Raw genomic sequence first — 22102 nt, 5'->3', positions numbered from 1 at the left:
AATGTTTCATTAATTGGGTACTTATGACAAGTTAATTGAAAAGTATCAATATCTCAACTAGGATTTATCGACCAGTCAAAGTAAAAGGATTTTCTTAATGACTACCGCCAGAAAACAACTTATTAGTTTAGTTGATACACCTTATTATCACTGTATTTCACGCTGTGTTCGCCGCGCCTACCTTTGTGGTGAAGATAAACTCACCGGCAAAAGTTTTGAACACCGCCGTAGTTGGGTTGAAGATAAACTAATTACATTAAGCCAGGTATTTGCCATTGATATTTGTGCGTATGCCATTATGAGTAATCATACTCACCTAGTGCTATTTATTGATGAGGCCAGCGCTAAGGCGTGGTCAAGTGAGGAAGTATTAAAGCGTTGGCACCAAATTTTTAAAGGTACGTTGTTAACACAACAATATTGCCGAGGGGAGTCCATTGCTGACTATTTACAGCCAACGTTAAACGATACTGTTGAATGTTATCGCAGTCGGTTAATGGACATTAGTTGGTTTATGCGTTTACTCAACGAGAGTGTCGCTAGAAAAGCCAATCAAGAAGATAACTGTACCGGACGATTTTGGGAAGGGCGTTTTAAATCACAAGCCTTACTTGATGAATCAGCACTTGCGGCTTGTATGGCTTATGTTGATTTAAACCCTGTTAGAGCAGGCGTTGCCAATACGCCTGAAAGCTCAGCCTACACCAGTGTAAAAACGCGCGTTATTCAAGCTAAAATGGGTAAACAGCCGACATATCTATTGCCTTTTGTCGGTAATCCCAAAAACCACATGCCGAAAGGTTTACCGTTTGTGTTAATAGACTACCTCGAATTAGTCGATTTGACAGGGCGCAGTATGCGAGAGGATAAACCCGGATATATAACCCACAAACATCCCGAGCTTCTGCAGCGTTTAAACATCGGCTCAGAGAATTGGTTAACGTTAACGAAAGACTTTAGAAAGCTATTTCATGGTGCAGTAGGTCATACAGCTGCCTTGACCGCTTATTATCAGCACCATGAAGCTAAACGAAGACAAAACCTCAAGTGCTGTGAAAAGTTGTTAGCTTAAATAATTCAGTTTAACGAAAGTTGATAACTACAATCACCTCAATCGTCAAAAGTTGAGCCTCATTTGTATGTCAAAATATTAGTAAATCGCCCTAAATTGACGCCTAATTTAATAGTTGAAGCATTTTCTTAAATCTACATTTAGCCACGCTATTCATGTTGGTTAAATAATACTGATATTTATGTTACTTCTTGACCTGAATTATTAATGGGTGTCCAAGTTGTTTTATTAAGTAGTTGATTCAGTTAGGATGGATGTCCGAGTTGTTTCTCAAAAGTTGAGCCTCATTTGTATGTCAAAATATTAGTAAATCGCCCTAAATTGACGCCTAATTTAATAGTTGAAGCATTTTCTTAAATCTACATTTAGCCACGCTATACATGTTGGTTAAATAATACTGATATTTATGTTACTTCTTGACCTGAATTATTAATGGGTGTCCAAGTTGTTTTATTAAGTAGTTGATTCAGTTAGGATGGATGTCCGCGTTGTTTTCTTAAACAACTTTATTTAGCGATGTGACGCAGGCGCATAACAGGAATAAGTATGGGAGGCCTTTTAAATTGAACCAATTAACAGAAAAGCTAATAGAATGTCCTTATTGTTCTGAGACGATTAACGTTCTTATTGATTCATCTGATATAGAGCAACAGTATATTGAAGATTGCCAAGTCTGTTGTAAGCCTATAAATTTCGTGGTTTCTGAAAATGCTGATGGCGAGCTAATCGTTAATGTTTATAGCGAAGATGATACGTACTAAACAACAAATATCAGCTAAATATAATGGCCTGTAAATCTAATTGATTTAAGTGGTTTATTGATTGAAATCACATCTTTTTATCCCCGATTTCGTGATATCCGTCGTGATTGTTGCTCGTTTTTTCCTCATTATACTTTAGTTTAATTATCGAAAAACTAATAACATATATAGCTAAATACGAAGCTATATATTAAGTTATTGAAAGTCATTAATTGATTGTATATTTTCGAAGATACATTACTTCATTTTCAATTTACATATCGTCACGAAGGAGAGAACGAGCATGAAACTAGAGTCAATTGCCTTACATGAAGGTTACAAGTCGGAAGAAACCACTAAAGCTGCCGCTGTTCCGATTTATCAAACCACCTCTTATACTTTTGATAATACCCAGCACGGGGCTGATTTATTTGACCTTAAAGTGCCTGGTAATATTTATACCCGCATTATGAATCCGACTACCGATGTGCTGGAAAAACGTATTGCTGCGATGGAGGGGGGAATTGGCGCGCTCTGTGTTGCCTCTGGAATGGCTGCTATTACTTATGCTATTCAATGTCTTTGTGAGGTTGGGGATAATATCGTCAGCACTAGCGAGTTGTATGGTGGTACTTATAACTTTTTTGCGCATTCTCTACCAAGGCAAGGTGTTGAAGCTCGAATGATTTCACATGATGACTTTGAAGCATTCGACAATGCGATTGACGACAAAACTAAAGCTGTATTTTGTGAATCTATCGGCAATCCTGCAGGCAATATTGTTGATATTGCTCGATTAGCCCAAATAGCACACAAACATGGTGTGCCGTTAATTGTTGATAACACCGTTGCAACTCCTTACTTATGTCGACCGTTTGAGTTGGGTGCAGATATTGTTGTACATTCTCTGACTAAGTACATTGCCGGTCATGGCACATCGATTGGTGGCGTGATTGTCGATTCAGGAAAGTTTGACTGGGTGGCAAATAAAGCTCGTTTCCCTGTAATGAATGAACCTGATCCTTCTTATCATAATGTTGTTTACACTGAAGCCATGGGACCAGCTGCTTATATTGGCCGTTGTCGTGTTGTACCGTTAAGAAATACTGGCGCGGCACTATCTCCTATGAATGCTTTTCAAATATTACAAGGTCTTGAAACTCTCGGTTTACGGATGGACCGTCATTGTGAGAATGCTGAAAAGCTTGCCGCATTTCTTCAACAACACAAAAAAGTTAAATGGGTAAATTATGCGGCTTTACCTGATAGTCCTTATTTTGATGCTTGTAAAAAGATTACCAATGGCAAAGCCTCCGGCATTTTAAGTTTTGGCGTCGAAGGTGGCATTGAAGCTTGTGCGCGTTTTATTGATGCGCTTGAAATGATCCTACGACTGGTAAACATTGGCGATGCAAAATCACTTGCATGTCATCCTGCGTCAACCACACATAGGCAGTTGAATGAACAAGAATTAGCTTCTGCAGGTGTTAGTGCAGATTTGATCAGAATTTCGGTTGGTATTGAGCACATCGACGATATTATTGCTGATGTTACCCAAGCGTTAGAAAAAGCTTAAGTCCACTGTATCTGCCCTTGAAAGAGGGCATTTTTTTGTTTCGATATTGCTGCTAATTAAAATGCTGAGTCAATGTGATAAATAAATACCTGTAGGCTATTGAGTAAGTCCCTAATAAAGTTTTCGATAATCACCGTTTTGATATCATTATTGACCGATTAATTTCCGGTTTTTGATGATTCAATTATTCTTCATTTATAAATCTCAAATTCAGCCAACTTTTTATAATGTTCAAGGTTGTGGCATAATCTTGTTTTGAAGTGCACTGTGACCTTAATAAAGTCATAAAGGTGTATTTGTTTTTATTATTTTATATATTCACCAGGTAGATATGACAGACAATAAACTAATTAATATTTTAAATACTTTAGATAATCATGAAGTGTTTTTTGGTCCACAGGGTTTTAAAAACGTGGCATCTGTCGCAGAGCTTGACAAAGCACAACTGGGTTTTGGTATGAGTGAGTTAGGTCAAGTAAGTGCTAATGAGGGCTCAGCTACAGAGCAAGGAAGTTGGCAAACTTCATGGCAAGTTTTTGCCCGTGATACAGAATTGGGTGATCCATATTTTGTTGATACTAATCAGCTTAGCTTACCTGTTTACACCGGTTTCTTAGGAGATAAGGGCTGGGAAATAGAACAAGTAGCCAGCAGTTTAGCCGGTTATGTTGCATGTATTAATTTGTTGTTCAGCCATGGTCAACAAACCCAGGCGCAGTTTTTTCCAGACTCAAGTAGTGTCACAGATGAAGGTGCTTTAAAAATATTGGAACAGCAATTGTTTGAAATTTCTAACTGTCAGCACTTTTGGCAGTTATTTATGCAATGTTATCAAGATTGGCTGACTGAAGATTAGCATCGTATAAACAATAGGTATTATAGCTAGCGCTTAGTCATTACATTATTAACCCTAAGGCACAAATAAATGAATAAAGCAGACAACTTTGAAGTTGAATTAGTCAGCTTTCCTGAAACAGCTGTTGCGGTTTATGAGCACAGAGCTGCGCCAAGTTTGTTAGGTAATAGTATTGCGCAATTTATCAGTTGGCGAAAAGAAAACGGCTTGTCGCCAACTAAAAGTAAAACGTTCAATATTATTTATGATGATCCGGGCGTTACTGCTAACGCAAATTTTCGTTTTGATTTAGCTTGTACGATAAAAAAGGCGGTTGAAGAAAATAAGCAGGGTGTTATTAGTAAAGTAATCCCTGCGGGACAATGTGCAAAGGTACGGCTTATTGGCGGTGATGAAAAGTTAGCGGCTGTGATCAACTTTTTATATCATCAGTGGTTAAGCGAATCGAGCTTGGCACTAAGAGATTTTCCGCTCTTTCTAGAGCGAGTGTCTTTTTATCCAGAGGTAACTGAGGCAGACTCAATTATGGATATTTATTTACCTATCCATAAAATTGACGAGTAAACAAAAAACATTCAGGTTTTAGTGCCCAATTTATAAAAAAGTCGCAACTTTTTATTTGGGTATGTATCAGCGTTTTGAATGAATTAAGTTAACTTTTTCGCCCAATTGAATGTAGCCATATAGGATGATTTTTGTTTCTAGATTAAAGGCGTGAACAGTTTCAGTATCGTCAACTCAACCGAAATTGGCGTTAAGTTTAGCTGAACTAAGCGGGAATTAAGCGGGAGCTAGGTTAGAAGTGATTTATGATTTATTTATCATGGGCTTATCATGGCAAGCTAAGCAGAAAACGAATAAAAACCATACCTTACGTTTTTATTCGTTTTATTTTAAATTTTGACTTTAAAGACTGTAGTCACTAAAGGCAATATGAAAGCCTAGCAGCCATTGGTGGTTTGTGAATAAAACGCTGAATTATTTTCGTCTGCTTCAATATAATATAATAGGCAATTACTCGAGATGTCATAACCATTTGGGAAAATTTGCACTCCAGCATTCGGCACCTTATAAACTCCCCAATTGGTAGTAAATGAGGCGGTTGGGCTAGTCAGTACCGTAAAGGATGAATCAATAGCATTAACAATATTAAGGGCGTCGGCTTTTATTGAACCATAATAAGTGTCAACGTTTACATTACCGATAGAGATGACTCCATCTCCAATTGTTTCATTTTGCACAATAGATTTTGAATAAACTAGCTGATTCGCCGATTTTAAACTGCCTTCTAATGCGTTGAGGTTAGCAATAATCGCATCACTTTTAAGGTTAATGAATTTAGGTGCCGCTGTTGCAGCTAGTATGCCAAGAAGAACGATCACGAGTACTAGCTCGATCAAGGTAAACCCCTGGGTATTTTTTAGTTTCATGTTCTTTAATTACTCATTGATAAGATATTGTTAAGCACGATTAATATTCTAAAAATCGTTTATCGAATTTAATGCATTATATTCAACTGTTTGAAGTATTTCTATGATTAAATCAAAATCAGTTAATCATTATCACGAGGATGGAATATCGGCCAATATAATACACTTTACCTTGCGATTTTCATGGGTTAAAAACTGTTGACTAATAATGACAGCCAGCGAAAACTTAGCATAAAAAAATATAAATGTGCTTTGATTATTACATGTTGGTGAGATACTTTTAGCACGACTTGGTAGCGTAATTACGAGCGCTTGAGCAAATGGCGCAGATGGTTGAGTCTGGAAGCTAACAACCAATCACATTATTTTGGCTATCACCTCTGTATTGGTTGTTTGGTTACGTTATTTTTTCTATCGCGAGTTTGATCTTCCAACGACCATAGCTTCGCGTTTTATTAGTTAATATTGCCGTTATTTATCTCTTACGAGGCGCTGCCGTTGTGTTTATTATTAATAATCCGCTTTGGCGAATACCTGACTTTTGGGTTTGGATCTCAAGGATCTGTTTGGCTATTACTTTACTCGACATTATTGGCTTACAACAAGCTAGTCTTCACTTTCCTAGAGACAAACATAGTTTTATTTTCTCTTCGGGAGTAGCTCGATTAAATGATTGGCTGATGCATTTGAACTTCGCTTTAGGGGCTTGTATCACTTTATAACAACAAACTTTTGTGCATTACTCTCACTTAAAGCACCTCTCTTACTTCATATATCGCTCTTTTATTTACTTATTTAATGTCATTTCTTAACCATTAACACTAATTATTCCATGTTATATGCAGTTTTAATCATTATTTTAATAGCTGGTATTGCGCTTAACTAACTGATTATATTTATTTAGTAGGTTTGTTGGTTGTTAATTTTATTAAAATTTAAATTAGTGGTTGGACCAGTGGGCGAATCTGTGTATACTCGATAGCACTTAGGCAGAAATGCAAAAAAATTATTATTAAAAGTGTTAGGAGTTAACCATGCTAAGTTATAAAGCGCCGATAGCAGACATCAAATTTTTGTTTGAAGATGTATTTAATTATTACGAGCATTACCAAAAGCATCCTGAATTTGAAGAAGCAACACCTGATTTGGTTGATGCTATTATGGAAGAGTGTGCAAAATTTAGTGAAAATGAACTCCTTCCTCTTAACCAAAGCGGTGATGAAGAAGGTTGTACCTTTGACAATGGTGTTGTAACAACGCCAAAAGGTTTTAAAGAAGCGTATCAAAAATTTGTTGAAGGTGGCTGGCCTAGTTTACCGCATGCTGTTGAACACGGTGGCCAGGGCTTACCTGCGTCACTTGGTATGGTAATGTCTGAAATGATGGGCACGGCAAACTGGTCATGGGCGATGTATCCAGGTTTAAGTCACGGCGCTATGAATACTATTCACACGCACGGTACTGATGAGCAAAAAGAATTATACCTTACACGACTTATAGAAGGCTCGTGGACCGGTACCATGTGTTTAACCGAGCCGCAATGTGGTACAGATTTAGGTCAAGTTAAAACTAAAGCAGAGCCAAATGGTGATGGTACTTATAACCTTACCGGGACGAAAATTTTTATCTCTGCCGGTGAGCATGACTTAACAGAAAACATTATTCACATCGTATTGGCAAGGTTACCAGGCGCGCCTGAAGGTACGAAAGGTATTTCACTCTTTATCGTTCCTAAAAATCAAACCGATGAACAAGGGACTATTGGCGAATTCAATAATGTTTCTTGTGGTTCAATTGAACACAAAATGGGCATAAAAGCGTCGGTAACGGCAGTACTTAATTTTGACAATGCTAAAGGCGTGTTAATTGGCCCGGAAAATAAAGGCTTAGAATGTATGTTCACCTTTATGAATACCGCGCGTGTTGGTACAGCACTGCAAGGTGTGTGTGCGGCTGAATTGGCTTATCAAAACTCGTTAATCTATGCAAAAGAGCGTTTGTCTATGCGTTCTTTATCGGGTACTAAACATCCTGAGAAAGTGGCTGATCCTATTATTGTTCATCCTGATGTTCGCAAAATGCTCATGACCCAAAAAGCCATCAGTGAAGGCGGCCGTGCGATGATTTATTACACCGCAAAGTTGGTTGATGAAATAGAAAATGGCAAATCTGAAGAGGAGCGTAAAAAAGCCGATAATCGTTTAGGTTTTATCACGCCAATCTTAAAAGCATTTTTAACTGAGCTCGGACAAGAAAGTGCTAACCATGGTTTACAAATTTTTGGTGGTCATGGTTTTATTAAAGAATGGGGCATGGAACAAATTGTTCGTGATACCCGTATTTCAACACTTTATGAAGGTACCACAGGTATTCAAGCGCTTGATTTATTAGGCCGTAAAGTACTGATGACGCGTGGTAAATCTTTAAATGCATTTGCAAAAGAAGTGCTTATTTTCTGTAAAGACAAGAGTATGATCTCGAGTAATCCACATAGACGTCAAATGAACAAGTTTATCTGGCCTCTAAGTACTACCGTAGCTAAATGGCAACAATACACTATTCGTTTAGGGCTTAAAGCGAAAAAAGATCGTGACGTTATCGGTTCAGCATCTGTCGACTTTTTAATGTACTCAGGTTATATCGTTATGGCATATTTTTGGGCGCAAATGGCACAAGCTGCGTATGAAAAATTAGCGACTGATGTTGAAAATAGAGACTTCTACCGTGCAAAAATTAAAACGGCAGAATTCTACTTTGAACGTTTATTACCCCGTACTAAGTCTTTAGCTGTAACTATGATGGCAGACCCGAAAACCTTAATGCAGTTAGATGAAGAGTTATTATCTTTCTTGTAATCTTTAAGCATTAGTTAGTTAGTTCGATTTAGACAATAAAATTTAAAGGCTGTATTTCATTTGAAATACAGCCTTTTTCGATCTATCGGCTCAAGTGAATATTTTGGTTTATACTCTTGTTGTTAACTCAAAGAGGAGGTTTTATGGATGAAATTACGAGATTTATCGCTGCTATTGACAATAAAACTAAACAAGATGATAGCCGAAAACTGGTCAATTTATTAGCTGATGCGTCAGGCTATCAACCTAGTCTGCATGGCAATATCATAGGTTTTGGACAATATCATTATAAATATGAAAGTGGACGAGAGGGCGATAGCATGGTTATTGGCTTTTCACCACGTAAGCAAAATATTGCTATTTATATTATGCCTGGGTTTTCAACATTTCAGTCACAATTAAAAATACTTGGCAAACATAAAGTGGGGCAGTCTTGCTTATACATCAATAAGCTTGAGGATATCGATCTTGATGTTTTAAAAGTCATTGCGAATTTGTCGGTTAAGGAAATGCAAAATAAATATAGCTGCAACGATAAATAGCGCAGCAGCTATATACTTCATTCTCATTAATTAACGTTAATATATGCCTTGTTAAAGGCTCTTTATGACTAAAACGGTGACGGAAACTGCCTTAATGCTTGCTTAATCTCTTCGAGTACTTCTGTTGTTAGTGGTTGTTTGAATGCCGCTATATTTTCTTCTAGCTGTTGCAGGTTGGTAGCACCAATAATGGTTGAAGTCACGCCATTGACTTGTTCACACCAAGCTAAAGCCAAGTGTGCTGGCGTAATGTTATGCCGTTTAGCTATGTCTAAATATGCTCTAACCGCTGCGTCAGTATTAGCATTATCTCTATAAAGACCATGGCGTTGTCCAAACGTCCAGCGGCTACCTTTTGGGCGTTGACCATTAAGATACTTACCGGTAAGTGCGCCGGTAGCAAGTGGTGACCAAGGTAAATAGGCGATATCTTCATGCACACAATTTTCAATTAAATAGGGCCAGTCTTTGGTATGTAACAAACTGAATTCATTTTGTATTGATACCATGCGCGGTAAATTGTGCTCTGCGCTGAGTTTAAGGTACTGATTAATGCCCCACGGTGTATCGTCTGATAGGCCACAATAGCGTATTTTTCCTGCTTTAACACAGCTATCTAATCCTTGGAGAATATCTAACATTTCTTCATTTTGTTGTTCAGCATTAACTTGCGTATAGTTGATGTTATTCGGCCAGTGATTACCAAAGTGTGGTGATTGACGGTTAGGCCAATGTAACTGGTAAAGATCGATATAATCGGTTTGTAAACGTTTTAATGAGCTTTCAACCGCGGCAATAACATTGGCTCCTGATATGTCACTGCCATCACGAATATAGGAAAAACCTGGTCCAGAAATTTTTGACGTTAAGACAATGTTTTTTCGACGTGAAGGATTAGCATTAAGCCAATGGCCAATAATTTCCTCGGTTTTACCATAGGTTTTTTCTGTCGGAGGTATCGCGTACATTTCGGCAGTATCAATAAAATTTATACCTGCTGATTGAGCATAGTCGAGTTGGGCATTGGCATCACTTTGATTGTTTTGAAAGCCCCAGGTCATACTGCCTAAACAAACAGTCGACACATCTAATGCGCTACTGCCTAATCGAACATATTTCATATGATTAACCTTATATAATTCTTTTCAATAAAGAATGCTTGTTGCTGTGTTAGGGTTTTAAGTAAAAAGATTTACACTCTGTTTATTATACGGAAAAATACTGTGCGTATGCCCAAAATAAAATTTTGTAGCATTTGTTTTTGGGTACCTATTAAGGTTTGTTTAAATGACTTACGCTAGTTAAACGCTAGATTATTATGTGTTAATTTAACTTATTTTATTAAGTTGAACAAAGCTTTAGTTGGATAGCTGTAAAGGTTTTTGTTGCGGGGGATTTTTACTTTTTTTTATAAAAATTGTTATTTGTTCAATTTACTCCTTTAATCATAACTAAAAAAAAGCCCATTATTGCTATTCGCAGTAATGGGCTTTGTGACAGTCATTTTTAATGAATAACGGTGATTAACCTGCTTTTAAGTAGTCAGAGTCAAAGTCATCAACATCAATGGTCGCTTTACGCGAAACCTCAGTAGCCGTAAGTAATGCCGCTTCTTCTTCAGTAATAATGTTTGCCGCTAGGCCTTTCTCAGCCACAAGATCAAGTTGATAAAATGGCAGGCGTTGACCTAGTTCACGACAAATTTTGTCAAAAATAGGTTCGCAAGCAATAATATCTTCAAGCGTTTGTTCTAACTGACCTAAAACATTTCCAGGCTCACGAGTCAGGTATTGGCCTTGTCCTAAGCGTGTGCGCGTTTCATTTGGGTACTGTAATAACGCAGCAACTTTATGATCTGTGGTATCCGACGGCTTTTTCAACCAACAGCCGAGCGGTAAAATGATAAGTCTTAATACTTTCGCCACTACCCGATTTGGGAAGTTGCTAATAAGCTCATCAATGGCTTGTTGAGTTTTAAACAGGCTGTCTTCTAAGGCCCACTGAACAAGAGGTAAGTCAGCACTTTGACGACCTTCATCGTTATATCGTTTAAGCGTTGCAGAGGCTAAGTATAGGTAACTTAAGATATCACCTAGTCGCGCTGAAATGCGTTCTCTGCGCTTTAAATCACCACCAAGGGTCAACATAGCAATATCTGAAAGCATGGCTAAATTTGAACTAAAACGCGTCATTAACTGGTAATAACGTCTAGTATCATCATTATAAGGTGCACTTAGGGCATAACTGCCGGTAAATGAAAACCAAACACTGCGGCAAATATTACTAATAGCAAAGCCAATATGGCCAAACAAAGCATGATCAAAATCATTTAATGCTTGGTCTTTATCTTGATTATTTGCTGCTGATAATTCTGCAAGCACATACGGATGACAGCGAATAGCGCCTTGTCCATATATAATCATGCTACGCGTTAGTATGTTTGCACCTTCTACGGTAATGGCCACTGGAGCGCCTTGATATGAGCGAGCCAAGTAGTTACCTGGACCCATACAAATACCTTTACCGCCATGAATATCCATAGCATCTGCCACACACGAGCGCATTTTTTCGGTTAAATGATATTTAGCGATAGCCGAAACTACACTTGGCTTTTCGCCCATATCAATTGCGCCTGTCGACATCGTGGTTACTGCATCCATTAAGTAAGCATTACCACCAATACGGGCTAAGGCTTCTTCAACACCTTCCATTTTACCTATAGATATTTTAAATTGACGACGAATACGACTATAAGCACCCGTTGCCAACGCTAATGACTTTATTCCGCCAGTACTATTTGAAGGCAAGGTAATCGCACGGCCAACTGACAAACATTCAACCAGCATACGCCAGCCTTGTCCTGCCATTTCTGGGCCACCTATGATGTAACTTAAGGGGACGAAAACGTCATCACCTTGGGTTGGGCCATTTTGAAATGGCACGTTAAGTGGGAAATGACGACGGCCGGTAATAACGCCTTCAATATCTGTTGGTATTAATGCACAGGTAATACCTAAGTTTTCTTCTTCACCTAATAGGTGATCAGGGTCTTGTAATTTAAATGCTAAGCCTAATACTGTCGCAACAGGTGCTAAGGTTATGTAACGTTTGTTCCACGTTAAGCGCATACCTAACACTTCTTCACCGTTAAACTCACCACGACAAACAATGCCGTAGTCAGGTATAGCGCCAGCATCTGAACCCGCTTCAGGGCTAGTTAAGGCGAAACAAGGGATTTCATCGCCTTTTACTAAGCGTGGTAAATAATAATCTTGTTGTTCTTTTGTACCGTAGTGCTGCAATAATTCGCCAGGCCCGAGTGAATTCGGCACACCGACAGTAGACGATAAAACGGTACTCACGCTTGAAAGCTTTTGTAAAACACGAGATTGAGCATAAGCGCAAAACTCAAGACCACCATATTGCTTTTTGATAATCATCGCGAAGAACTTATTATCTTTTAGGTATTGCCACACTTCAGGTGTTAAATCAGCAAGCTCATGAGTTGTTTGCCAATCGTCAGTCATGCGACAAACTTCTTCTACCGGCCCGTCTAGAAATGCTTGTTCTTCTGCGCTTAATCTTGGTTTAGGGTAGTTGTGTAGCTTTTTCCAATCAGGTGTACCACGAAATAACTCTGCTTCAAACCAGGTGGTGCCAGCATCTATGGCTTCTTGTTCAGTTTCTGACATTTCAGGCATAATGCCCCGAAACATAGTAAGTAAAGGGTTCGAAATATACTGCTTTCGAATATCAGCAATATTTAGTGGCAGGGCAATAATGGCAAAAATTAGCCAGCCGAAGAAACCGATGACATCGAAGAAAGTACCCACAATCATCAGCAAGGTAAATGCGATGGTAAATGTTGATAGTGAGGCGCGTGAATAAGCCATATACCCGCTTAACGCTATAGCAATGAGTATCCAAGTTAAGTAGTCCACATTTGATCCTTAATGTTGATGTTTTGGTCGACGCTGGTTAAGGTCAGACCAGATTAGTGATTAAGCTTAATTCGTCTGCTGTATAATTTCAAATTATTTATCGTTACTTAGCAGCCTATTCTGCGGTTATTTGTCGTTGTGTGTTAAAACAGTATTAATTAATGATCATATTAACGTAAAATGGTTAAGTAGCCTTGATTAATTCGATTTTAAGTTTTGATTTTAAGTGATGTACAACTTTTTTTCCCTGACTGATACCTGAATTACAACACTGTATTTCTCTGGTATTTATCCTATCAATTTATTGTTTAGTTGGTTCTATTATATGTGTGAATTAATGGCCATGAGTGCCAATGTACCTACAGATATTTGTTTTAGTTTTAGTGGCTTAATGCAGCGCGGTGGTAATACCGGCCCGCATAAAGATGGCTGGGGTATTACTTTTTATGAAGGCAAGGGCTGTCGCAGCTTTAAAGATCCGCTACCTAGCGCCCATTCGCCCATTGCCCAATTGGTGACGGATTACCCGATTAAAAGTGAAACGGTGATCTGTCATATACGTCAAGCAAATTCTGGCAATGTATCTTTGGTGAACACCCACCCGTTTATTCGCCCTATGTGGGGTAAAAATTGGACTTATGCACACAATGGCCAATTAGCTGACTTTCAATCTAGGTTAGCAACAAAGTATCATTTGCCCATTGGAGAAACGGATAGTGAGCATGCATTTTGTTGGATATTAGATCAGCTTTTACAAAGGTTTGACGGCGATGAGCCTAACTCAGAAGACTTATTTCATTATGTAATTGGGTTATGTAAGCAAATTAATGAGCTCGGTGTGTTTAATTTATTGTTAACTGATGGTGACTTTTTATTAGTTTATTGTACCAATAATTTACATTGGCTAACTCGACGGGCGCCGTTTGGTAAAGCGAGTTTAATTGATGCAGAAATGGTAGTGAACTTTGATCAAGAAACCACTGAAAATGATATCGTTACGGTCGTGGCAACACAACCATTAACTGATGATGAAACATGGCATAAAATGCAAAAAGGTGAAGGGTTGTTGTTTTGTAAAGGGCAATTAATTTACCAAAGCAGCTAAGCAAGTGAGTAAAAATTGTATGGTTAGCAAAGTGACATAAGCGATATGGCTAAGAAAAGTAAATTTTGCTTAGCCATTTCTCACTTAGCTATTTTTTTTCCGGTGTCGCCGCTTTAATGGCGGTAACAGACTTTAACTGTGCTTCAAATTGATCTACATCACCTTTAATTTGATGAAGTTTAACTAACAGGTAATCTAGTTCTGGTGCGAACCAGGCATAAGTTACACGTTTCTTCTCAATAACTTCCCGTTTAAGTTTAATGGTTTTTACCAAACCATATGGCAACATGAGTTCTTCTTCACCGTCATATTGATAAACATAGTTTTTGATAGAACCTGATGTTTTAATCACCGGATAGACAAAATGTTTTTGCTCAGGGTTAGCCATCATATTTAATCGATGCTGCAAATGATAACTGAGCGAGTCTTGAATATTTTCAGGAAATTTAATGTTTTTTGTTCGTTCTTTTATTTCATCAACGGCAATATTTTTTTCGGTATCATATCGCCATTTATAATGTTTATCAGAGCCTGTACCTTCGCGAAGATATTCAAAGTTCTTCGGCGTTACTTTGTAATCTTCAAGTTTAACAATTGAAGTTTCTATACGAATATCTGAGAAAATTAGCCATTCGATATCAGTATGATAACTGTACTGTGCTAAGCCATTATCTAAATAAGTTAATTCGCGTGTTGCTTCACCAACCGTTTTAGATTTATGTAAAATAGTATATTTAGCATTAAATGCCGGGATCACTACGCTATTGTCTTTTTCAGTTGCCACGACATTAAATGCCAAGCTAGAAAAAAGTAAAGCGGTATAAGGTAATGATTTCAACATGGTAAACTCTCTAGATTAAAGGTTATTCTTCGCTAGCATACCCTGAAACTGGTAGGATTACACCATCAAATAATGCACTTTCTTTTACCATAGTTACGCGCTTAGTACAGCACCAATTAACTACCATGGGATAAATACGATGTTCTTGTTGATGTACTCGCAGAGCAAGTTCATCGGCCGTGTCTTCTGGGAAAACAGGTACTTTAGCTTGTAAAATCACCGGACCGCCATCAAGTTCTTCTGTGACAAAGTGCACACTGACACCATGTTCAGTATCACCGGCGTCAATTGCCCGTTGATGAGTATGTAAACCTTGATATTTAGGCAACAGAGAAGGGTGGATATTAATTAATCGACCTTGAAATTTCTGGACGAATTTAGCGGTTAAAATACGCATAAAACCCGCTAGCACAATTAAATCAGGCTGATAATTATTAATCTCAGTGATTAATGCACTGTCGTACTCTTCTCGGCTGTCAAAGTCTTTATGTGAAAGTACCGAGGTTGGTATTTCAGCATCTTGTGCTCGTGTGAGTCCATAAACGTCAGCTTTGTTAGACACTACAGCGACGATGTCGCCGCCGTAGTTGTCTTGCTTACTGGCATCAATAATCGCCTGTAAGTTTGTGCCGCCGCCGGAAATTAGTACTACAATTCGGCTTCGCATCAATGATTAACCTTTGTTTATAATAACTTGTTCTTGGCCCGCTTGCAGATCAGCAATTTCACCAATGTGCCAAGCGTTTTCACCTTGAGCATTCAAAATATCGATACTTTTCGATAATTGGTCAGCAGGAACAACGATGATCATACCAACACCACAGTTGAATGTACGGTACATTTCGTGTTCGCTGATATTGCCATTTTCTTGCAACCAATTAAAGATTGCAGGCCATTGCCAGCTGTTGCCGTCAACAATCGCTTGTGCACTTTCTGGTAATACACGAGGAATGTTTTCCCAAAATCCGCCACCTGTAATATGCGACAATGCGTGCACGTCAACATGCTTAAGTAGCTCTAAAACTGACTTAACATAAATTTTTGTTGGCGCTAATAAATGTTCGGCTAATGGTTTACCGTCAAGTAAATCATTAGTGTCAGTGTTATTTACTTCTAATACTTTACGTACTAAAGAATAACCGTTTGAGTGTGCACCAGAAGATCCAAGCGCAATAAGCTGATCACCCGCAGCAACTTTAGTACCGTCTAGCAAGCGTGACTTTTCAGCTACACCGACACAAAAACCTGCGATATCGTAGTCGCCTTTATGATACATACCTGGCATTTCAGCGGTTTCGCCACCGACTAATGCACAACCTGCTTGCACACAGCCTTCAGCAATACCTTCAACAACGGCAGAGGCAACGGCAACATCGAGTTTTGCTGTAGCATAGTAATCTAGGAAGAATAATGGTTCAGCACCTTGTACGATTAAGTCATTAACACACATGGCGACTAAGTCGATACCGACAGTGTCATGACGCTTTAAATCGATAGCTAAACGTAATTTTGTACCTACGCCATCGGTCCCAGCAACAAGTACGGGCTCTTTGTATCCGGTAGGAAGTTGACAGACAGAGCCAAAACCACCTAGCCCCCCCATAACTTCTGGACGTGTAGTACGTTTTACGGCACCTTTAATATTTTCAACTAGGGCATTACCTGCATCTATATCAACGCCAGCATCTTTATAACTTAAAGACTGTTTTTCTTCGCTCACGGGGAAACCTCGATTATGTTGTGTTAGTTTGCTTCTACGATAAAGGCGCACATTCTATCAGCGCAAAGACGCGCTGAAAATCTTTAAAATAAATTATTTTTTATAAGTGATAAAAATCAGCAACATTATGATAAGATCTTCATTATGAAACACACGCTAATGCCATATATGTTCAGAAATTTTTTGATATTCTTTTGCTTTGTATTGCCGCTTAACATTAGCGCTATAGAAGTTGCAAACTTGTACAGCGCGAAAGTTGCTGTAGCGTCACAATCAAATGACGATCGTAACTTAGCACTTAAAAATGCCTTACGCGCTATTTTAGTCAAGGTTGGTGGTAAGGAAATTGAGCATCCGCTTATTTCCCAAGCTATTAATAACTACAATAAGTATGTTACGCAATATCAATATATTCGCAGCAGTAATAAAGTCTTACTTAATGTTTCCTTCGATGAAGATAAAATTAATCAATTATTTAAAGAAAGCGATTTGGCTATTTGGGGGCGATTAAGACCGCAAATTATGGTTTGGTTGGTTGAAGAGGATGGTTTTAATCGAACAATAATTTCTTCAACTTCGAATTCACAGTTACCTGTTGTTATAAATGATTTTTCTGAGTTACGTGGTCTTCCTATAGTTATGCCAATAATGGACTTAACTGACGTAACCGCTTTGACATTAACCGATGTTTGGGGGCGATTTTCTCAACCTGTTGCCCAAGCCTCTGCCCGTTATATGGCAGAAGCCGTGGTGGTAGTCAGGGTGTCTAATTCAAGTTTAGTAGCGACCGAAGCTGATAAAGATGACTGTCCACTTTGCCAAAACCATAGTTTAGCAGTGGACTGGAGCTTAATGACGGATGTGCAAAGTGAGCATGCACAAATATTTAGTAAACAATACTTAGGTGATAACGTTGATGAATTATTAATAGCGGCTTTTTCCGATATTACCGACATTATTTATCAGCAATATGCGTTATCTACAACGAATAGTAATGAGCTTGAAGTCGATGTTGCTAATATCGCTTCATTAATCGATTTAATTGCAGTGACAGACTTTCTTGAAGAGCTGTCAGCCGTACAATCAGTGCAACTGGTCAGCGTAAATGGTACAAATCGGCGTTTTAAATTGTCGTTAATTGGCTCACAACAAGCTTTGATTGCCTCATTAAAGTTAAGCGAACATTTGAATCGTTATGTCGACCCCTTGGCCGCACCTGAAGGCGCAGAACAAGTGCCGGTATTTTATTGGGGTAAAAAGTGAAGAAAGTTTCGCAATTAACTCTGTCTGTGCAATTACCTGATGATGAAACGTTTGCTAGTTTTCAAAGTGAAAGCAACCAAATGGTTGTACAACAATTAACGCACTTTCTTGATCATATGGGCGATGTTAACAAACAGGTGCACAGTTTGTTTTTGTTTGGTTTAACAGGCGTTGGCAAAAGTCATTTATTACACGCAAGTTGTGCTTACGCCGACACGTTAGGCATAACGTCGTTGTGTTTGTCATTTTCTGAGCTCACACAGCTTTCGGTTGATGTACTGGACGGTTTAGAGAATATCGATTTAGTTTGTTTAGATGATATTCAATTAATCGCAGGTAATAAAAAGTGGCAACAAGGTGTGTTTGATTTATATAACCGTATGGTCGAGCAAAACAAATGTTTAATTATTACTGGCGATCAAAGTGTTGCGAAGTTAAATATTAGTTTACCTGATTTGGTATCGCGACTAAGTTGGGGTTTAACGGAACAATTGAAACCGTTGTCAGATAAAGAAAAGTCATTTGCTTTGCAATACCGAGCTCAGCAGCGAGGTTTATATATGAGTGATGAAGTGGCAAGTTTTTTGATCAATCGTTTATCACGTGATATGACAAGTTTAATCGCCGCGTTAGAGCAACTTGACCAAGCATCAATAAGAGAAAAGCGTCGTATTACTATTCCCTTTATTAAAGATGTACTGTTTTAAATTCTTCATTTAAAAATAGTCAGTTAACGCTGTCAGTAAACTGACTTTCTTTATCGAGCTAAAGGCACAGTTCGACGGCATAAATGCCGACCTACAAATTGGACTTATGCCGTTTAGCTGCTGTCTACTTCATCCTGAGCATAAAATATTTTTATAGATGATTATTTAGGCGATTATATAGACGATTAATTGTTTTTGCGTGTAGGCATGGTTTTTTCGTAAAACATCGGGCCATCGGCATTAATCCTATGACCTTTCGAGTTGTTCAATAATTGACCATCGAGTGCTATTTTCTCAGGATTATTAACCGTAGGGCTAATCGTTAAATTTTCTGTCCAAGTTTTTCCTGATTCCATCATAATGGGGACTGATAGGTTACTAATAATCCCCGAGGCAGAAGTAAACTCTGGCAATATTCTGCGAGTGACATAATCCACTCTTTGCTTAATATTTTCGTCTCCAATACGGCCACGTTGTCCCCAGGTAACTATGTATTGCTCACTGGCACTTTGTGGCTGATTGGTTATCGCAATGTCTCGGTCAATATCATAACGGGCTTTCATCATAAAACCATCGAATAGCATGGCGTAGTCTTCGCGCTTACTGCTGTAATTGTAAAATTGCGGTGCGTGTTCAGGACTAAAAAAACTTGTTACGTCACTTGGGCTATAGTTTTTCTCGCTCGAGGTAGCTGTTTCCCCTTTATAGCGAACTTGCGCTAAACGATACATCTCAGCGCCATTAAGCGTTAATGTAGTACTTAACAAGTCTGATTGTATGCCGGTTGTTTGTATTATTTTATCTGCGGCATCTAGTATGCGGTCGTTTCGGTTTAAGTTTGCCCATGTGCTTTGTGCGAAAAAGTCATTTGCATGCGCAAGTTCGTGATACATCAAGGAAGCTAAGTTATAAATACCATCGCTTGCCTCTCGTGTTACTCTCATATTTTCTGGGTAGTAAAAGCTAGCGTAGTCGTTATTTTTAACATAGCGCCACGGCATTACGAAATTTAAGCTGTCGCCAAATGACGCACGATAGTCAGGCGCTTCATTTATGGTATCTCTTTCATCGGGGGTTAACCAAAGGTTGTTAGGATCAAGATGAATGGCACCGGTTACGACCCAATAATAGGAAGGGCGGACGTCATACGAAATAACAATGGCTGTAGTAGCACGCAGTAAATTTTTAAAATCACCTTGTTGATCCCAGTTTTGTAAAAACTCTTTAAATCTTTGCCCCATCCACTGATGAGAAACCACCACGCGATCCATAATATCTTCAATCGTTGGGGTAGTGGTATCTTGTGCAATCAAGGGTAATTCACTTAAGCGGCAGCTAGTTCGAAAATCAATGTCATTACTGTAAACACAATTGACTAAAACATCGGCATATGGCGAGTTAGCATTGAAAGGAAATACAGTGGCTAATCGAGTGTCGTAGGCAATATTTTCATCCGTACTAATTGTTGGAGCATTTTCCACTAAAATGGCAATGGTATCTTGGTGTTGTGTTGCGCCATCTGAAGCACTAACGCTAAAGGTAAGTAAACTATCGATACTGACTGCCGGCGCCTTGAAATAAACGACGTTTTCCCCCGCTGTGGTTTCACTGAATGTAACGCGTGGTCCTGAGAGTTGTTGCCAAATAATACTGTCATTTTTTAATGCTGAATTTTCTATACTGGCTCTTAATGAAACGTCATTTCCTTCTAACACGGCATGACCTAACCTTGCCGCTATTTGGCTGTTATCATTTGACACCGTAAAAGTATGTGACAAGGTCTCGACTTGGCCATTTCTGATAAAGTTTACTTGAAAACTATAATCGCCTGCCATTGACGGTGTAAAAGCAATTCCTTTAGCGTTACCAGCATGAAAAACAAGGTTATTCCCTGCGGTTTGTTGCCAACTAATATTGTTCAGCGTGTCGTTGGGATAATAGAGGAATAGCTCTATCGGTTGTGCGATTTTACTATCTTCGTCAAAGGCGATTATGCCTGTTTGAGTAACAACGGGTGTAAAGCTTTCAGTTGGCAGGCTATTTTCACTGTCAGTACCACTACCGCCGCATCCTTGTAAAATCAAAGCAACTAAAGTTATCGTCAATGTATTTATTGCGTTTGAAGAGCGTTTTCGTTTCAAGTGAATACTATTCATTCGTGCCTCTGTTTATTACATGGATATAGTAAAGACCCATTAAAGGTAAATTTACTTCAAAATAACGCTGATAGTTTACAGTATTAATCTTCAGACCTATTTTTAAACAATTTTGTTCTGATAGTAAAGGTTGAATGTATTTATACTTATCTCACACATAGTTGATTATTTTTACTATTTAAAACAATTAACTACTAGATTAATACATTTTATATATATCGCTGAATGGATGCGCTGATTAGACAATACTGGAGATGTATTGTCCTTATTGATGAGTTATTAAACTAAATGCCTTATATTTACCGTTACCTCTGGAGGTAACGTAAGCCAATGTGTAAATGAAATTAGTATCATACCAAGTTGATTAATTATTGTATTGAATGTACTGAATGTACTGAATGTAAAAGGAAAATAGCACTAATGTAGGTGTATAACCTTTTTAGTGCTATGTTTTTAAAGAAAATGATTAAATTTTACAGCAGTAAATTAGCTGTCGAATATCCATTTATTTTTTGCAGATGAAAGCAGTGACATTATTCTTTCTTTTTACGAATACTTAAACCAAGTTCTTGGCCGCGATATTTTGCATAATAACTGCCAGCAATAAACATAATTGTGGCAAAGAATAATTCGCCCACTGCCCATAACTTTTCATCGGCTGAAACCCATAAAGTGGTTAAACTATGTAAAAAATAAATCATCACAATAAAATTTGACCAAGCATAAGTGTAAGGGTTGCCCTGAACCAAGCCTTTGAGTGGAAATAACAAAGGTAAGGTAAAAAACACCAACGTTAGTGGCACTGAAAGTGCGGAGTCATCGCTGATAAAAACAAGCCAAAAAGGCATGTAAAACAACAAGGAAAAGTAGCCAAATAAGGTTATTTTCTTAAGCGTAGTTGTTGAAAAACGAGGTTGAGTTGTCATCTTTATTTATCAGCCTGCATGAGCGTAAGTACATTTTCAGGCGGACGACCAATAATGGCTCGGGTGTTATCAGTCACAATAGGGCGTTCAATTAATTTTGGTGTTGCTGCCATCGCGGCTATTAACGTTTTATCATCAGCGTTAGCTAAATTTTGCTCTTTAAATTCAGCTTCTTTTGTTCGCATCATATCTTTTGGCGATACTTTTAGTAACGACATTAAGCTTTCAATTTCTGCAATGCTAAGCGGCGTTTTTAAATATTCAACAATAGTGACCTCATGCTTTTGTTCTTCGATAAGTGCTAGTGTTTGTCGGCTTTTAGAGCAACGAGGGTTGTGATAAATAGTTAACATGTTTTTTCTCTTAGATTAT

20 protein-coding genes are annotated in these 22102 nt (G+C 38.3%); 11 read left to right on the top strand and 9 right to left on the bottom strand.

What is annotated here, in order from left to right; genetic code table 11:
- Window positions 1-97 precede the first annotated feature (97 nt).
- The 5 genes from B5D82_RS19400 (at window position 98) to B5D82_RS19380 (ending at window position 4808) form a co-directional block, all read left to right on the top strand.
- The gene (locus tag B5D82_RS19400; RefSeq protein WP_081154103.1) at window positions 98-1072 is read left to right on the top strand and encodes a transposase; all 975 of its coding nucleotides are present in this window, start codon (window positions 98-100) and stop codon (window positions 1070-1072) included.
- Between the two features lie 563 nt (window positions 1073-1635).
- Window positions 1636-1833, top strand: coding sequence for a CPXCG motif-containing cysteine-rich protein (locus B5D82_RS19395; protein WP_081154101.1), 198 nt, complete (start codon window positions 1636-1638; stop codon window positions 1831-1833).
- Window positions 1834-2116: 283 nt separating this feature from the next.
- Window positions 2117-3388, top strand: a complete 1272-nt coding sequence (locus tag B5D82_RS19390; protein WP_081154099.1) for an O-acetylhomoserine aminocarboxypropyltransferase/cysteine synthase family protein — start codon at window positions 2117-2119, stop codon at window positions 3386-3388.
- 331 nt (window positions 3389-3719) lie between these two features.
- Window positions 3720-4244: a hypothetical protein gene (locus B5D82_RS19385; RefSeq protein WP_081154097.1), complete on the top strand. Its 525-nt coding sequence runs from the start codon at window positions 3720-3722 to the stop codon at window positions 4242-4244.
- Window positions 4245-4313: 69 nt separating this feature from the next.
- The gene (locus tag B5D82_RS19380; RefSeq protein ID WP_081154096.1) at window positions 4314-4808 is read left to right on the top strand and encodes an AraC family transcriptional regulator; all 495 of its coding nucleotides are present in this window, start codon (window positions 4314-4316) and stop codon (window positions 4806-4808) included.
- 377 nt (window positions 4809-5185) lie between these two features.
- On the opposite strand, the gene B5D82_RS20270 is transcribed toward B5D82_RS19380, so the two are convergent.
- On the bottom strand, window positions 5186-5674 hold the full coding sequence (locus B5D82_RS20270; RefSeq protein WP_081154095.1) for a pilus assembly FimT family protein: 489 nt from the start codon (window positions 5672-5674) through the stop codon (window positions 5186-5188).
- 500 nt (window positions 5675-6174) lie between these two features.
- Between B5D82_RS20270 and B5D82_RS19970 the strand changes: the two genes are divergently transcribed.
- The 3 genes from B5D82_RS19970 to B5D82_RS19365 all read left to right on the top strand — a co-directional run bounded on the left by B5D82_RS19970 (window position 6175) and on the right by B5D82_RS19365 (window position 9071).
- Entirely contained in the window at window positions 6175-6396 is a 222-nt protein-coding gene (locus B5D82_RS19970) for a hypothetical protein (RefSeq protein WP_157673942.1), read from the top strand.
- A 312-nt stretch (window positions 6397-6708) separates the two neighbouring features.
- Entirely contained in the window at window positions 6709-8529 is a 1821-nt protein-coding gene (locus B5D82_RS19370) for an acyl-CoA dehydrogenase C-terminal domain-containing protein (RefSeq protein WP_081154093.1), read from the top strand.
- A 143-nt stretch (window positions 8530-8672) separates the two neighbouring features.
- Window positions 8673-9071, top strand: coding sequence for a DUF1801 domain-containing protein (locus B5D82_RS19365; protein WP_081154091.1), 399 nt, complete (start codon window positions 8673-8675; stop codon window positions 9069-9071).
- A gap of 68 nt (window positions 9072-9139) precedes the next feature.
- On the opposite strand, the gene B5D82_RS19360 is transcribed toward B5D82_RS19365, so the two are convergent.
- Window positions 9140-10192, bottom strand: a complete 1053-nt coding sequence (locus B5D82_RS19360; protein WP_081154089.1) for an aldo/keto reductase — start codon at window positions 10190-10192, stop codon at window positions 9140-9142.
- A gap of 402 nt (window positions 10193-10594) precedes the next feature.
- Window positions 10595-13012 carry an acyl-CoA dehydrogenase FadE gene (gene fadE / locus B5D82_RS19355; protein WP_081154087.1) on the bottom strand — a complete coding sequence of 806 codons (2418 nt, stop codon included), beginning with the start codon at window positions 13010-13012 and terminating at the stop codon, window positions 10595-10597.
- 325 nt (window positions 13013-13337) lie between these two features.
- Between fadE and B5D82_RS19350 the strand changes: the two genes are divergently transcribed.
- On the top strand, window positions 13338-14117 hold the full coding sequence (locus tag B5D82_RS19350; RefSeq protein WP_081154086.1) for a class II glutamine amidotransferase: 780 nt from the start codon (window positions 13338-13340) through the stop codon (window positions 14115-14117).
- Window positions 14118-14205: 88 nt separating this feature from the next.
- Here the strand turns inward: B5D82_RS19350 and B5D82_RS19345 are convergent, their stop codons facing one another.
- From B5D82_RS19345 to purM, 3 genes are read right to left on the bottom strand one after another with little or no spacing between them, the layout of a single operon-like run.
- Window positions 14206-14958, bottom strand: a complete 753-nt coding sequence (locus B5D82_RS19345) for a DUF3108 domain-containing protein (protein WP_081154084.1) — start codon at window positions 14956-14958, stop codon at window positions 14206-14208.
- A gap of 22 nt (window positions 14959-14980) precedes the next feature.
- Window positions 14981-15625 (bottom strand): phosphoribosylglycinamide formyltransferase, encoded by a 645-nt coding sequence (purN, locus tag B5D82_RS19340; RefSeq protein ID WP_081154083.1) that lies wholly within the window; start codon window positions 15623-15625, stop codon window positions 14981-14983.
- A gap of 6 nt (window positions 15626-15631) precedes the next feature.
- Window positions 15632-16678, bottom strand: coding sequence for a phosphoribosylformylglycinamidine cyclo-ligase (gene purM, locus B5D82_RS19335; protein ID WP_081154081.1), 1047 nt, complete (start codon window positions 16676-16678; stop codon window positions 15632-15634).
- 144 nt (window positions 16679-16822) lie between these two features.
- Between purM and B5D82_RS19330 the strand changes: the two genes are divergently transcribed.
- Both B5D82_RS19330 and hda read left to right on the top strand, forming a co-directional pair.
- Complete coding sequence (locus B5D82_RS19330; RefSeq protein ID WP_081154079.1) at window positions 16823-17941, top strand: DUF2066 domain-containing protein; 1119 nt, start codon at window positions 16823-16825, stop codon at window positions 17939-17941.
- On the top strand, window positions 17938-18648 hold the full coding sequence (gene hda / locus B5D82_RS19325) for a DnaA regulatory inactivator Hda (RefSeq protein WP_081154077.1): 711 nt from the start codon (window positions 17938-17940) through the stop codon (window positions 18646-18648). Before B5D82_RS19330 ends, hda begins: the two co-directional genes overlap by 4 nt.
- Before the next feature lie 185 nt (window positions 18649-18833).
- On the opposite strand, the gene B5D82_RS19320 is transcribed toward hda, so the two are convergent.
- From B5D82_RS19320 to arsC, 3 genes are all read right to left on the bottom strand, one after another.
- Window positions 18834-20804, bottom strand: a complete 1971-nt coding sequence (locus B5D82_RS19320) for a hypothetical protein (protein ID WP_081154075.1) — start codon at window positions 20802-20804, stop codon at window positions 18834-18836.
- 533 nt (window positions 20805-21337) lie between these two features.
- Window positions 21338-21730 (bottom strand): DUF2069 domain-containing protein, encoded by a 393-nt coding sequence (locus B5D82_RS19315; protein WP_081154073.1) that lies wholly within the window; start codon window positions 21728-21730, stop codon window positions 21338-21340.
- A 2-nt stretch (window positions 21731-21732) separates the two neighbouring features.
- Window positions 21733-22083 carry an arsenate reductase (glutaredoxin) gene (gene arsC, locus B5D82_RS19310; protein WP_081154071.1) on the bottom strand — a complete coding sequence of 117 codons (351 nt, stop codon included), beginning with the start codon at window positions 22081-22083 and terminating at the stop codon, window positions 21733-21735.
- Window positions 22084-22102: the final 19 nt, after the last annotated feature.

The organism is Cognaticolwellia beringensis, from assembly GCF_002076895.1.
Lineage (GTDB): Bacteria > Pseudomonadota > Gammaproteobacteria > Enterobacterales > Alteromonadaceae > Cognaticolwellia > Cognaticolwellia beringensis.
This window is presented reverse-complemented; position numbering and strand designations above follow the sequence as displayed.